The sequence below is a fragment of the Streptomyces sp. NPDC002324 genome, assembly GCF_053593335.1.
In genome coordinates this window covers 1-12,962 of record NZ_JBSFCF010000003.1, presented here as the reverse complement: position 1 = coordinate 12,962, position 12,962 = coordinate 1, and the positions used below count along the sequence as shown (strand labels likewise).

General features: G+C 71.9%; 12 protein-coding genes. 6 read left to right on the top strand and 6 right to left on the bottom strand.

All coding sequences use genetic code 11. The annotated features are described in order from the left end of the window. Positions 1-33 precede the first annotated feature (33 nt). Complete coding sequence (locus ACWCRJ_RS06150) at positions 34-603, top strand: SMI1/KNR4 family protein (protein ID WP_450938180.1); 570 nt, start codon at positions 34-36, stop codon at positions 601-603. Here the strand turns inward: ACWCRJ_RS06150 and mtnK are convergent. From mtnK to ACWCRJ_RS06130, 4 genes are all read right to left on the bottom strand, one after another. Further along, complete coding sequence (mtnK, locus tag ACWCRJ_RS06145; RefSeq protein ID WP_450938179.1) at positions 589-1,764, bottom strand: S-methyl-5-thioribose kinase; 1,176 nt, start codon at positions 1,762-1,764, stop codon at positions 589-591. The genes ACWCRJ_RS06150 and mtnK overlap by 15 nt on opposite strands. 15 nt (positions 1,765-1,779) lie before the next feature. Continuing rightward, entirely contained in the window at positions 1,780-2,826 is a 1,047-nt protein-coding gene (locus tag ACWCRJ_RS06140; protein WP_450938178.1) for an ABC transporter permease, read from the bottom strand. Positions 2,827-2,902: 76 nt separating this feature from the next. Then, a complete protein-coding gene (locus tag ACWCRJ_RS06135) occupies positions 2,903-4,456 on the bottom strand; it encodes a sugar ABC transporter ATP-binding protein (protein WP_450938177.1) in 1,554 nt (517 codons plus the stop codon). Further along, a complete protein-coding gene (locus ACWCRJ_RS06130; RefSeq protein WP_450938176.1) occupies positions 4,443-5,552 on the bottom strand; it encodes a substrate-binding domain-containing protein in 1,110 nt (369 codons plus the stop codon). Before ACWCRJ_RS06130 ends, ACWCRJ_RS06135 begins: the two co-directional genes overlap by 14 nt. A gap of 538 nt (positions 5,553-6,090) precedes the next feature. Here ACWCRJ_RS06130 and ACWCRJ_RS06125 point away from each other — a divergent pair. The 3 genes from ACWCRJ_RS06125 to mtnB are packed head-to-tail and all read left to right on the top strand — an operon-like array spanning position 6,091 to position 8,026. After that, positions 6,091-6,690, top strand: a complete 600-nt coding sequence (locus ACWCRJ_RS06125; RefSeq protein WP_450938175.1) for a 1,2-dihydroxy-3-keto-5-methylthiopentene dioxygenase — start codon at positions 6,091-6,093, stop codon at positions 6,688-6,690. After that, positions 6,687-7,421 (top strand): acireductone synthase, encoded by a 735-nt coding sequence (gene mtnC / locus ACWCRJ_RS06120; protein ID WP_450938174.1) that lies wholly within the window; start codon positions 6,687-6,689, stop codon positions 7,419-7,421. The genes ACWCRJ_RS06125 and mtnC overlap by 4 nt, the downstream gene beginning before the upstream one ends. Continuing rightward, the gene (gene mtnB, locus ACWCRJ_RS06115; RefSeq protein ID WP_450938173.1) at positions 7,418-8,026 is read left to right on the top strand and encodes a methylthioribulose 1-phosphate dehydratase; all 609 of its coding nucleotides are present in this window, start codon (positions 7,418-7,420) and stop codon (positions 8,024-8,026) included. The genes mtnC and mtnB overlap by 4 nt, the downstream gene beginning before the upstream one ends. A gap of 89 nt (positions 8,027-8,115) precedes the next feature. On the opposite strand, the gene mtnA is transcribed toward mtnB, so the two are convergent. After that, positions 8,116-9,147, bottom strand: a complete 1,032-nt coding sequence (gene mtnA / locus ACWCRJ_RS06110) for an S-methyl-5-thioribose-1-phosphate isomerase (protein ID WP_450938172.1) — start codon at positions 9,145-9,147, stop codon at positions 8,116-8,118. 217 nt (positions 9,148-9,364) lie between these two features. On the opposite strand from mtnA, the gene ACWCRJ_RS06105 reads away from it, so the two are divergent. After that, positions 9,365-10,036 carry a FadR/GntR family transcriptional regulator gene (locus tag ACWCRJ_RS06105; RefSeq protein ID WP_005485190.1) on the top strand — a complete coding sequence of 224 codons (672 nt, stop codon included), beginning with the start codon at positions 9,365-9,367 and terminating at the stop codon, positions 10,034-10,036. Positions 10,037-10,195: 159 nt separating this feature from the next. Beyond that, entirely contained in the window at positions 10,196-11,239 is a 1,044-nt protein-coding gene (locus tag ACWCRJ_RS06100; protein ID WP_450938171.1) for a PAC2 family protein, read from the top strand. A 140-nt stretch (positions 11,240-11,379) separates the two neighbouring features. Here the strand turns inward: ACWCRJ_RS06100 and ACWCRJ_RS06095 are convergent, their stop codons facing one another. Beyond that, positions 11,380-12,387, bottom strand: coding sequence for an SMP-30/gluconolactonase/LRE family protein (locus ACWCRJ_RS06095; protein WP_450938170.1), 1,008 nt, complete (start codon positions 12,385-12,387; stop codon positions 11,380-11,382). Positions 12,388-12,962: the final 575 nt, after the last annotated feature.

Below are 12,962 nucleotides of genomic sequence, written 5' to 3'. Positions count from 1 at the left end.
CTTGCTGTCAGTGGCCGATGTTTTCATGAGCGCATGAACATCGATCACGCCGATCCCGTCGAGCTGGCCGCCCTGCGCGAGGCGTTCTCCGTGGACGACGGCGGGGAGTCGGCCCTCGGCTGGACGGCCGTGCACGCCTTCGAGGCGGAGCACGGGGTGGTGCTCCCGGAGCCGTACCGCACGTTCGTGGCGGAGGTGTCCGACGGGTCGTCGCAGGGGCCGCCGGTGTACGGGCTCGTGGGGCTGGCCGACCTGCCCGAGGACCGGGGCGACGGGGCGGACCGTGCCCTGGGCGAGCCGTTCCCGCTCACGGCCGCGTGGCTGTGGGAGGAGGACGAGGGGCCCTACGAGGACCCGGACGCCGTGATCGACGCGGTGAGCGACCATGGCTCCGTCGTGCTCGGGACCGACGGCTGCGCCATGAACTGGCATCTCGTCGTCACCGGCCCCCATCGGGGACACATATGGCACGTCACCGACGTGGGTGCCCTGCCCTTCGGCGCGGAGTTCGGCCACACGACCTCCGCGCCCGGCTTCGCCGGCTGGGTCGCGCACTGGGCCGCCGGGAAGGAGTGGTTCGACGCCGAGTCATCGCGGTGGTGAGGCCACGAGGTCGCGGACGGCGTCCGGTGAGGTCAGCTCCGTACGACGGACGATGAGTTCACGGCCCAGCAGCAGCGCCCGGCGCGACGCCGGGACCGGGTCGGGCAGGGTCGTCAGGTCGGTGAGGTGGGCGAAGCCGATGATGCGGCGGACGATCTCCGTGCCCGCGAAGCCCAGGGACTCCGTCCAGACGCGGCGCAGGAAGCGGTCCAGATACGCGTCGTCGAAGAAGGTGTCGACGCGGGTGGGCCACAGACGGCGGAACTCGGTCTCGAACGCCTCCCAGGACAGCCGGAGCTGGTCGCCGTGGTCCGTGAGGGTGCCCAGGGCGCGGGCCCGTTCCTCGGAGACGAGCGCGTTGGCCCAGTACAGGCCGAGGTCGAACCCGATGGGGCCGACGAAGGAGAACTCGGGGTCGAAGACCCGCACCACGTGGCCACCCTGGCGTTCGCCGACCATGACGCTGCCCGAGTGGAGGTCGCCGTGGAGGAGTGCCTGGGCACTCGTCATGAAGACATGGCGCAGGTCGGCGACCTCGGTGCGCAGGACGGTGTCCGCGCGGAAGGCGGCGGCCAGGTCGTCCAGTGCCGGGTGCCAGTGGTTGTGTGCGTGCTCGATGTACGGCTCGGAGAGGACGACATCCTCGGTGATCTTGCACAGCTCGGGGTTGACGGAGGCGGCGAGCAGCGCCTTGCGGTCGGCGGAGTCCATGCCGAAGTCGCTGGTGGCGAAGGAGAGCCGGGCGACGAGGCGGCCGATCTGCGGGGAGGTGTGCGGGCCGTAGGAGGCGCCCTCGTTGAGGAGGGTGCGCAGGACCTCCAGGTCGGAGAGGTCCTCCATGACCAGGGCGTGGTTCTCGGGGTCGTAGCCGTGGATCGACGGGATCTCGTCGGGCGCGACCCTGGCGAGTTGCTCGTACGCGCGTGCCTCGGCGTCGGAGCGGTCGGGGCTCAGCGGCCAGGACGGGCCGGCGACCCGGACCCAGGGCAGGGCCTGCTTGACGGCGAGACCTCGGGTCCCGGCGGCGTTCGAGGCGAGGAAGACGCGGTTGACGTTGCCGTCGGAGACCTCGCGGACGGTGATGTCGTCGGTTGCGTCCCAGTGGCCCCGCTCGCGCAGATACGCCGGGATGTCGTCGGTCTCCAGGATGCGGTAGCCCATGGTCGGTGAACTCCCTTATGCGGTGCGGCGCTTGGACAAGGTGAAGCTGAAGACCAGGGCGAGGATGAGGACCGCGCCCTCGACGACGTCCTGGGTGTAGTACGGCAGGCCCTTGATGGTGAGGCCGGTGGTGATGATGCCGATGAGTACGGCGCCGAGGGCGGTGCCCCAGACGTTCGGGCGGCCCCGGCCGAGGACCGAGGTGCCGACCAGGGCCACGGCGACCGCCTCCAGGAGCTGGGAGGTGCCGGCGCTCACATCGCCCTGGCCGATGCGGGAGGCCAGGATCAGGCCGCCGACGGAGGCGAGGACGCCGGACAGGACGTACGCCAGCGCGCGGTACGCGCCGACGCGGATGCCGGCCAGGCGGGAGGCCTCGGGGTTGGCGCCGATCGCGTAGAAGACGCGGCCCCAGCGGGTGCGGGCCAGGAAGACCCAGGCGGCGACCGTCAGCGCGCCGAAGACGACCACCGAGATCGGGATGCCGAGGACCGTGCCCCGGTCGATCTCCAGGAAGCCGGCGGTGAATTTGCCGGGGGCGGTCGTGCCGTCCTCCAGGGTCATGCCGGGGGTGATCGACTGGCCGTCGACGAGGATCAGCTTGGTGCCCTGGATGACGAACATGGTGCCGAGCGTGGCCAGCATGTCGGGGATCTTCATGACCACGATCAGCAGGGCGTTGAGGAGGCCCGCGAGGGCGCCCGCCGCGAGGACCGCGAGGATCGCGACCGTGCCGATCTGGTTGAGGACGACCATGCTCTGGGCGGCGACGGAGACGCCGAGGCCGGCGACCGCGCCGACGGACATGTCCATTCCGCCGACGGCCATGGTGAGGGTGACGCCCAGGCCCAGGATGGCGGCGACGGAGACGTAGCGGAGGGTGTCGAGGAGCGTCGCCGACTCGCGGAAGGAGCCCTCGCTCAGCGCGAAGTACGCGAAGAGCGCGACCGTGACGAAGATGAAGCCGTACTTGATGACGGCGTTCTGGACGCGTACGGCCGTGGAGCCGGCGGGCGGGAGCGCCGCCTTGGCGGGGACCTCGGTGCTCTGGGTGGTGGTCATGGGTGCTTCCTCGGACTTCCTGGTCCTGGTCCGGGTGCCGGTCCTGGTCCCGGGGCTGCTGTGCGGCGGGCCGGGGTCACACGGACGCCGAGATGGTCTGGATGACGCGGTCGCGCTCGGCGTCCTCGCCGTACGCGTCGAGGTGGATCTCTCCGGCGGCGAGCACGACGACCCGGTCGGCGACCTCCAGGACCTCGTCCACGTCGGCGGACAGGACGAGTACGGCGGCGCCCTCGGCGGCGAGCGCGCGGGCGCGGCGGCCGATGTCACGCCGGGCACCGATGTCCACGCCTCGGAACGGCTCGTCCAGGATGAGGACGCGCGGGGTCTCGGCGAGCCAGCGGCCGACGACGACCTTCTGCTGGTTGCCGCCGGACAGTTCCTCGACGGTGCTGTGCTCGTCGCGGGTGACGACGCCGAGGGCGTCGATGGTGTCGCGGCCGAGGGCGTTCTCCCTGGCCGTGTTCATCAGGCCCAGCCGGGACAGGGACTTCAGGAACGGCAGGGAGACGTTCCGGGCCACCGACCAGCCGGGGACGAGGGCGTCGGCGTGCCGGTCCTCGGGGACGAGGTGGACGCCGCCGCGGATGGCGTCGGCGGGGCGGCGGGGCGCGTAGGGCCTGCCGTCCAGTTCGACCGTGCCGGCGGTGAAGGGCTCGGCGCCGAAGAGGCCGCGGGCCAGTTCGGTCTTGCCGGCGCCCAGCAGACCGACGACGCCGGTGACCTCGCCGGCGCGGATGTCGAGGTCGAGCGGGGCGCGGCCCTCGAAGAGGCGTACGCCCTTCAGGGCCAGGACGACGTCCTGCTGTTCGCCCTCCCGGACCGGGCGGGCGGTGGTCGTCTCGTGGGCCTGGGCGAGCATCGCGCGCAGGGCGGCGTCCCAGTCGAAGGGGCGGGCCTGGTCCTCGGTGAGACGGCCGTCCCGCAGGACGACCAGCCGGTCGGCGAGTGCGTCGATCTCGCCGAGGCGGTGGGAGACGTAGAGGACGGCGATGCCGTCGTCCCGCATCCGCTCGACGAGCGCGAACAGGCGCTCGGCCTCGGCGGCGGAGAGCGCCGAGGTCGGTTCGTCGAGGATGAGCAGGCGGGGGCGGGTGGCGAGGGCGCGGGCCAGGATGAGCAACTGGCGGTCGGAGATGCCGAGTTCGGTGACGTCCTGCTTGAGGACGGCGTCTGTCCAGTCGAGGCCGAGGCCGGCCTGGATCTCCCGGGCGCGGGCCAGCAGCCTGCCGCCGTTGAGGAACGGGTTGCCGCGGCTCTGCGCCAGCTCCTCGAAGACGAGGTTCTCGGCGACGGTGAGCCCGGGTACGACTCCCTCGCCGATGCGCTGGTGGACGGTCTGGATGCCCAGCTGCCGTGCGGCCAGGGGGCTTTGGAGGGCTGCCGGGGCGCCGTCGACCAGGACCTCCCCGCCGTGGTCGGCGTGGACCCCGGACAGGATCTTGATCAGCGTGGACTTGCCGGCCCCGTTCGCGCCGAGCAGCGCCACCACGCTGCCCGGCGCGATGTCCAGCGAGACGGAGGCGAGCACCGTCCTGCCGCCGAAGGCCTTGCTGATGTCCCGCAGGCGGACGGCGGGGAGGTTCCCGCCGCCGTCCGCCTCTTCGGGGCCCGTGTCAGTGGGCGACATTGGAGATCCAGTCGGCGGTCGAGACCTGCGAGAGGTTCAGCGCGGGGAGCGCCTCGCGCAGCTGGGCCATGTTCTCGATCTTCTTCTCGCGCAGGAAGTCCTGGGTGATGGCGACGGCCGGGAACTCGACCGAGGTCTTGTTCAACTGGCCCGCCAGCTCCAGGGCGGTCGTACGGACCACGGCGGCGCCCACGGCGGACGGGTCGGTGCCGGCCGTGGCGACCCAGGGGCTGTCCTTGGCGGTGATGGCCTGGATGTCGGCGTTGGACACGTCGGCGCCGAAGACCTTCACCTTGTCCTGGAGCTTCTTGTTCTGCACGGCGAGGACGGTGCCCTTGGCCAGCTCGTCGTAGGGGGCGAACACGCCCGCCACGTCGGGGTGCTGGGTGAGGGCGGCGGAGACGAGGGGAACGTTGTCGGTGGCCGTGGAGTCGGTGACCTTGCCGACCTTGAACGCCTGCTTCCAGCCCTGCGCCTCGACCGTGGACTTCCAGACGGTGTCGCGCTTGTCGAGGGCCGCGTACCCGGCGACGTTGACGTAACCGACCTTGGCGTCCTTGCCGACCTCCTTCGCCATCACGTCGAGGACGGCCTGCGCCATGCTCGCGTCGTCCTGCTTGGTGGAGACGACACCCTTGGTGTCGGTCTCGACGTCGTAGACGACGACCTTGATGCCCTTCTTCACGGCCTTGTCGATCTCCGGCTGGATCGTCGCCGGAAAGCCGTGGTCGATGATGATCGCCTTGGCGCCGGAGTTGATCGCCGAGGACAGGTCGGTGGCCTGCTTGGCGTTGTCGGCCTGGGCGTCGTAGACCGTGAGGTCGATGCCGAGGGCCTTGGCCTGCGCCTTCGCGCCGTTGCCCCACTGCTCGAAGTAGTCGCCGGCGCCGCTCTGCCGGACGAGGGCGACCTTGACCGCGCCGTCGGCGAAGGGCGCGGGCTTCTTCCCGGTGGCGGCCGAGGCCTTGGCGGCGCTGTCGCCGGTGTCCTTCGAAGCGTCGGTGGACTGGGAGCAGGCCGACAGGAGCAGGGCCGAGGCGGAGGCGAGGGAGAGGGCGGCGAGGGGGAGGCGGGTACGACGGGACGAGCGGGACATGACGGCTCCAGGTGCGGTGCGGTGCGAGGGGAGAAAAGGAGTACGCGACCCGGAGCAGGGGGGCGGAAATGCGCCACCGTGCGGTGCACGGCGAACGCCCGGGACGTCAGGGCGCGTCGGGGCGCGTCGGGGCTCCGGGGGTGGTCAGCGACAGCTGGCCGTGGTCGACCGGAGCAGGTCCACGTACAGCCGCCGTACGAGCAGCAGCGTCTTCATACGCAGATCATGAGAACGATTTCAGCCATGCGTCAAAGAAATGAGAGCGGTTTCTCAGCACGTGAGACAACGACTACGTCACACGTGGCTGGTACACGGACCGGCGTTACCATCGCGGTACCGGCACCCGACCGGCACCACGGTGAGGCCCCGATGACGACTTCCGACGCGACGGCGCAGAGCATGCCCGGTGTGCGTTGTTGTCCCGGCGCCCCGTGTCACCGCTGACCGGTCGCTCGCCCCTCGCCTTTCCCGCTTCCCAGCCTCCCGGGTGCTCGTCTTGGTATCCGGACATCCCTTCCAGACTCCTGGAGTTGCTCTCATGACCCTGCTGACCACCTGGCCCGAGTCCGGACCGGAGACCCTGGTGCGCCGTACCTCCGACCCCGTCGAGATCGCGGCCGCGCTGGCGCCGCTCGGGGTGCGCTACGAGCAGTGGCCGATCCGCGAGGACGTGCCGTCCGACGCCGACAGCGACACCGTGTTCGCCGCCTACGGCCCGGAGATCGACCGGCTCAACGCCGAGGAGGGCTTCACCACCGTCGACGTCCTCGGCCTGCACCCGAGCGACGACCCCGAGTTCCCGGCGAAGGCGAAGGCCGCGCGCGCGAAGTTCCTCCAGGAGCACACGCACGACGACGATGACGAGGTGCGCTTCTTCGTCTCCGGCTCCGGCATCTTCTATCTGCACGTGAACGGTGAAGTACACGCGGTCTACTGCGAGAAGGGCGACCTGCTGGGGGTGCCGCGCGGTACGACGCACTGGTTCGACATGGGCACCAGCCCGTCGTTCACCGCGATCCGCTTCTTCCACGAGGAGGACGGCTGGATCGGCACCTTCACCGGCTCCACCATCGCCTCCCGCTTCCCCGACTACGACACGATCGACGCGGGGTACCGGCAGGACAGGGCAGCGGTGTGAGCCAGGCCCCCGACCCGTCCTCCGTCGACTCCGTGGTGCTCGACATCGAGGGCACCACGAGCGCCACGGGGTTCGTCGTGGACGTGCTCTACCCGTACTCCCGCTCTCGCTTCGGAGCACTGCTCTCGGAGCGGAGCGGTGATCCGGAGGTGGCGCGGGCGGTCGCGCAGGTGCGGGACCTCATCGGCGAGCCCGACGCCGACCACGCGCGCGTCGAGAAGGCCCTGAACGAGTGGCTCGACGAGGACCGCAAGGCGACCCCGCTGAAGACCCTCCAGGGCGTCATCTGGTCCGAGGGCTTCGCCCGCGGCGACCTCGTCTCGCACTTCTACGACGACGTCCTCCCGGCCCTGCGCGCCTGGCACACGGCGGGCGTACGCCTCCACGTGTACTCCTCGGGTTCCGTGGCCGCCCAGCGCGCGTGGTTCCGGTCGAGCCCCGAGGGCGATCTGCTGCCGCTAATCGAGGGGTTGTACGACACCGAGAACGCGGGACCGAAGCAGGAGGCCGCTTCGTACCGCACGATCGCGAGGGCGCTCGGCCTCTCCGCGACCCCCGAGCGCATCCTCTTCCTCTCCGACCGGCCCGGCGAGCTGGACGCGGCGCGGGAGGCCGGCTGGCGGGCCGTCGGCATCCGCCGGCCCGGGGAGCCGTACTACGAGCAAGGCGTCGGCGACCACGCCCAGGCGGGGACGTTCGACGAAGTCACCATCACCGGGAGCACCGCATGACCACCGAGATCTCCGCACTCGACCTGGAGGAAGCGGGGGCCGTCCTGGCCACCGAGTCGGCCCGCTTCGCCTCCTTCGGCTGGATGCGCGGCACGTCGGGCAACCTCTCGGTGGTCCTGTCCCGCGATCCGCTGCGGCTGGCGGTCACCGCTAGCGGCCACGACAAGGGCGAACTCACCCCGGCGGACGTGGTGCTGGTCGACGGCGACGGCGCCGCCGTACGGGGCGGCAAACCCTCCGCGGAGGCCGAGCTGCACGCGCGCGTCGCCGCGCTGACGGGCGCCGGTGCGGTGGTCCATGTGCACACGGTCGCCTCCGTGGCGATGGGCCGCCGGGAGCCGGGCGGCATCGTCTTCCGTGACCTGGAGATGCTCAAGGGGATCGGCCGCCCCGCCCACGACGTCGAGGTCACCCTCCCCGTCATCGCCAACAGCCAGGACATGAAGATCCTCGGCGACCGCCTGGAGGCCGCCCGCGACCCGCACATGCCCGCGGTGGTCGTCGCCGGGCACGGCCTCTACGTCTGGGGCACCACCCCCCGCCAGGCCCGTCACCACACCGAAGTGGTCGAGTGGCTGCTGGAGTTGGAGCTCACCCAGCGCTGACCACACACGAGCCGAGCACCCGTGGGAAGGCGGCCCCGGTCGAGGTGACCGGGGCCGCCTTCCCGTACGGCGGGCGCACGTGCCCGTCCCTACCGCAGGCGCTCCCCCGGCAGTTCGCCCGCCGATACCTCCCACACGCCCTGCTCGGTGACCAGGCCCGTCACCAGGCGTCCCGGCGTCACGTCGAACGCCGGGTTGTGGCCCCGCGACCCGGCCGGGGCGGTACGGATGCCGCCCCACTCCAGCACCTCGTCCTCGCCCCTCAGTTCGATGTGGATGTCGGCGCCGGATGCGGTGGCGACGTCGACCGTGGTGGTGGGGGCGGCGACGAGGAAGGGGATGCCCGCGTCGGCACAGGCCAGGGCGATGCCCACCGTGCCGACCTTGTTCGCCGTGTCGCCGTTCGCCGCGATGCAGTCCGCGCCCACGACGGCCGCGTCGACCTCGCCCCGCAGGATCGTTCCGGCGGCGGCGGCGTCCGCCTGGACGTAGTGCGGGATGCCCTCCTGGGCCAGCTCCCAGGCGGTCAGCCGGGATCCCTGCAGCAGGGGACGCGTCTCGTCGGCGTAGACCACGTCGAGGCGGCCGCGCGCGTGGAGTTCACGGATGACGCCGAGTGCCGTGCCCCATCCGGCGGTCGCGAGCGCCCCCGTGTTGCAGTGCGTCAGCACGCGCAGCGGACGGTCGACGCCCACCCTCTTCAGCAGCCAGTCGGCGCCGTGCGCGCCCATCGCCCGGTTCGCCTCGACGTCCTCGCGCTGGACGGCGGCGGCCTCCTCCAGCACCGCCTCCAGCCCCTCGTCGAAGCGGGTCATGACGCGGTCCACGCACACCATCAGGTTCACGGCGGTAGGCCGGGCCTCGCGGACCCGGGCGACGGCGGCACGTACCTCCTCGGCCGACCAGCCCTCGCGCTCGCCCTCCAGCAGCGCGATCGCCACGCCGTACGCGCCCGCCGCCCCGATCGCGGGCGCGCCCCGGACGACGAGGCGCTGGACGGCGGAGACCAGGGCGTCCACATCGCGGATCTCGACCGTCTCGGTACGGTGCGGCAGGACCGTCTGGTCGATGAGCGCAAGGCTGCTTCCGGTCCATTCGACGGCGCGCAGTTCCTGGGGCATAGCGGGGCACTCCTGGTGTTCCGAAGATGCCCGACACCGTACATGACCTCGGAAAACCGACGGGAACCACTGTTCGACGCGGTGGGGCGGAGCGGGCTGACCTGGTTCTGTCCCTCGCCGGGGTCGGCCGATTCGGAGGCTTTGGCCTGATAGAGGCGATGGAGCCTCCATAATGTCCTGAGACATCGGATGTCTGAACGACAGAGAGGGTTCGCCCATGGCAGTCACCGACGAGGCGATCGAGAAGATCAAGGGCATGATCGTCTCCGGCGCGCTGCGCCCCGGCGACCGGCTTCCCAAGGAGAGCGAGCTGGCCGCCGACCTCGGCCTGTCCCGCAACTCGCTGCGCGAGGCGGTGCGTGCCCTGTCGCTGATCCGCATCCTCGACGTACGGCAGGGCGACGGCACCTATGTCACCAGCCTCGATCCCCAGCTCCTCCTCGAAGCGCTGAGTTTCGTCGTCGACTTCCACCGCGACGACACGGTCCTGGAGTTCCTCGCCGTGCGCCGGATACTGGAGCCGGCCGCCACGGCGATGGCCGCCCTGAGGATCAGCGAGCAGCAGCTGGACGCGCTGACGACCCAGCTGGACAAGCTCGGCACCGAGCCGTCGGTGGAGGAACTGGTCGCCTGCGACCTGGAGTTCCACCGGGGCATCGTGCAGAGTTCCGGCAACTCCGTCCTGTGCTCGCTCCTCGACGGGCTGTCGGGGCCGACCACCCGGGCCCGCATCTGGCGCGGCCTGACCCAGGAGGACGCCGTCAGCCGGACCCTGCACGAGCACCGCGCCATCCTGGCCGCCCTGCGCGACCGCGACGCCGACGCCGCGCGTTCCTGGGCCACGGTGCACATCGCGAGCGTGGAGCAGTGGCTGCGTTCCACGCTCTGAGAAGTCGATCACCCGCGGGCCCGGACCGCCGACGCGTGTTTGTGCCGTGCGAACGGGGCATTGATCCGTTCACTCCCCCGTGCAAGGGGGCTGCGGAGGCCCCCTCGGCACGCCGTAAGGTTGGGGCGTACGCGAGGGCACGTCGGAAGGAGGCGCTGGGTGATCGAGCTGGAGGGGGTTCCCGAGCTGATCGACCCAGTGATGGTGGCCGCGTTCGAAGGCTGGAACGACGCCGGCGACGCAGCCTCCACCGCGGTCGCGCATCTGGACAAGGAGTGGAAGGGCGAGGTGTTCGCGGCGCTGGACGCCGAGGACTACTACGACTTCCAGGTGAACCGCCCCACGGTGTGGCTGGACGGCGGCGTGCGGAAGATCACCTGGCCGACGACAAGGTTGTCGGTCGTCCGGGTCGGCGGTGACAAGCCGCGCGATCTGGTCCTCGTCCGGGGCATCGAACCGTCGATGCGCTGGCGCTCGTTCTGCAACGAGCTGCTGGGCTTCGCGCACGAGCTGGGCGTGGAGCTGGTGGTCATCATGGGCGCGCTGCTCGGGGACACCCCGCACACACGTCCGGTCCCGGTCAGCGGTGTCACGTCCGACCCGGACCTGGCGCGGCGGATGGATTTGGAGGAGACCAAGTACGAGGGCCCCACGGGGATCGTCGGCATCCTCCAGGAGGCGTGCACGCACGCGGGCGTCCCGGCCGTCTCGCTCTGGGCCGCGGTACCGCACTACGTGTCGCAGCCGCCGAACCCGAAGGCGACGCTGGCCCTGCTGAACCGGCTGGAGGACCTCATCGACGTGCGCATCCCGCTGGGCGAGCTGCCCGAGGACGCGCGCGCCTGGCAGGTGGGGGTGGACCAGCTGGCGGCGGAGGACAGCGAGGTCGCCGAGTACGTGCAGACGCTGGAGGAGGCCCGGGACACGGCGGAGCTGCCGGAGGCGTCGGGAGAGGCGATCGCGCGCGAGTTCGAGCGGTATCTGCGGCGCCGTGACGGGGGCGGTCCCGCGTCGGGCGGTCATGCCACGGTCGACGGCGGCGACGGGACCGCCGGGGCGTGGAACCCCAAGGACAATCCCAGCGGGCGTACGCGTCCGCCGAAGCCGGCGCGGCCCGAGGCCGACGCCGAGGCCGGGACGGACGCCGGGAGCGAAGCCGGCACCGAAGCCGGGGCCGAGGACGAGGATTCGTCGGACGACTGAGAACCCCGGCTCCGCGGCGGGCCCGCGTGGATCCGCGGGTGTGCTTCTCCGCGGGTGAGCGTGGTGGGGAGTCGTGGCTGTTCACGTGGTTCCCCGTGCCCCTGCGGGCCACGGGGAACGCACCGGTCGTCACCGCGAGGTCAGCGCTTCACCGCCACCACCGCGTACGGGGTGTCCGGCGTCGGGGTCGTCGTGAAGCGGGCGTTGGGCAGGTAGAGGCGGTTGTTGTGGGCCGCGGCCGTCGTCGGGACGTCGAAGTCGGGGTCCGTCAGGCGGTCCTCGAAGATGCCGCTACGGCCGTCGGCGGAGAGCTTGAACACGTCGATGGCGTTCTGGCGGTTCTGGACGACGTAGAGCCGCCGCCCGAGGAGCAGCAGGCCGTCGCCGTTGGTGAGGGGTGCCGCGTCGCCGAGGTCGACGAGTTCGGTGACACCGGTCGCGGGATCGACCCGGTGGAGGCCGCCCGCGCCGGACTGCACGACCAGGAGGGCCCTGCCGTCCGGGGTGCCGGTGATGCCGTTGGCGTTGACGACCTCGCCGGGGGCCTGGGTCCAGTCCCCGCTCAGTGCGACCGTGACGACCTTGTCCGGGCCCGGCAGACGGCCGTTGCCGCCGAGCGGCAGGGCGTAGAGGGCGGGCTGGAACGAGTCGGTGAACCAGGCGGCGCGCGGGGTGAGGAAGACGTCGTTGGCGAAGGTCGGCGTCTTCGTGGTGAGCCGGTACGACGCGATGATCCTGCCGGTACGGACGTCCACCACCCGGGCGCCCTGAGCGCGCCCGGCGACGAACAGCCGCCCCCGGTCGTCGAGTTTGAGCCCGACGGAGGGTGTGCCGGGGCCCGCGGAGACGATGCGCCCCTCGCCGGTGCGCAGGTCGGCGCGGTAGATCGAGCCGTCGCCGAGCGAGCCCAGGTAGGCGTGGTGGCCGCCGATGGCGATGCCCTCGGGGCGGAAGCCGGCCGGGAGCGGGATGAGGTCGGGCCCGGTGCTCTCGGAGGCGGGGGCCGAGGACGAGGCGGAGGCGGTCGCGGCCGAGGATCCGACGAGCAGTGCGGCCGCGCCGGCGGCGGACGTCGTGAGCAGTGTTCGCCGGCTGAGGTGACGGGCGGAGGGGGGTTGCGAGGCCTGCGGGGGTTGCGGGGGTGCCACTGATCGTCCCTTCCACGAAGGGACCGGCAGCTGGCCGGTCCGGCCTTTCGACTGACGTCTGTCATGCCATCACATGCCGACCTGCCCCGCAGCCCTTCGCCGGTCGACCGACAGGGCCTTGACAGCCCCCGGCGCGGCTTCCTGCCGGATTGTGCCGGTCCGGCCCCTGCGCCGCTCGCGTGCCGGGGGTGTCCCGGGCCCGGGGGCACGCGAGGAACAGGCGGCGCGGTACGCGAGGAACGGTCAGGTACGGCCGGCCGGGGCGCGGGCGTGCCGGGGCCGGGGGCGCGGGGCGTGCCGGGGCCGGGGGCGCGGGGCGTGCCGGGGCCGGGGGCGTTCGCTACGACGGGCGTCCGGGAGCCCCTGTCGTCTTCCGGGGGAGGTGGTTCTCGTGAACTCCCGCCCAGGCTGAGCCACTTCGCGTTCGGGACGAACGGAAGACGAACGCGACGAGAGTCCCGGGAAAGACGGAGGGGCGGGGGGCGCGGCGGCGGGGGGGGGGCCCCCCCCCCCCCCCCCCCAGCGGGCGCGCCCCCCCGCGGGGGGGGGGTGCGCGACAGGGGCCGGGACGTGAT

What these genes read in the sequence shown, in the direction of transcription:
- ACWCRJ_RS06150 (WP_450938180.1), top strand. Translation starts at nt 34, where the DNA reads ATGAACATCGATCACGCCGATCCCGTCGAGCTGGCCGCCCTGCGCGAG.
- mtnB (WP_450938173.1), top strand. Translation starts at nt 7,418, where the DNA reads ATGACCACCGAGATCTCCGCACTCGACCTGGAGGAAGCGGGGGCCGTC.
- ACWCRJ_RS06130 (WP_450938176.1), bottom strand. Translation starts at nt 5,552, where the DNA reads ATGTCCCGCTCGTCCCGTCGTACCCGCCTCCCCCTCGCCGCCCTCTCC.
- ACWCRJ_RS06135 (WP_450938177.1), bottom strand. Translation starts at nt 4,456, where the DNA reads ATGTCGCCCACTGACACGGGCCCCGAAGAGGCGGACGGCGGCGGGAAC.
- ACWCRJ_RS06105 (WP_005485190.1), top strand. Translation starts at nt 9,365, where the DNA reads ATGGCAGTCACCGACGAGGCGATCGAGAAGATCAAGGGCATGATCGTC.
- ACWCRJ_RS06140 (WP_450938178.1), bottom strand. Translation starts at nt 2,826, where the DNA reads ATGACCACCACCCAGAGCACCGAGGTCCCCGCCAAGGCGGCGCTCCCG.
- mtnK (WP_450938179.1), bottom strand. Translation starts at nt 1,764, where the DNA reads ATGGGCTACCGCATCCTGGAGACCGACGACATCCCGGCGTATCTGCGC.
- mtnA (WP_450938172.1), bottom strand. Translation starts at nt 9,147, where the DNA reads ATGCCCCAGGAACTGCGCGCCGTCGAATGGACCGGAAGCAGCCTTGCG.
- ACWCRJ_RS06125 (WP_450938175.1), top strand. Translation starts at nt 6,091, where the DNA reads ATGACCCTGCTGACCACCTGGCCCGAGTCCGGACCGGAGACCCTGGTG.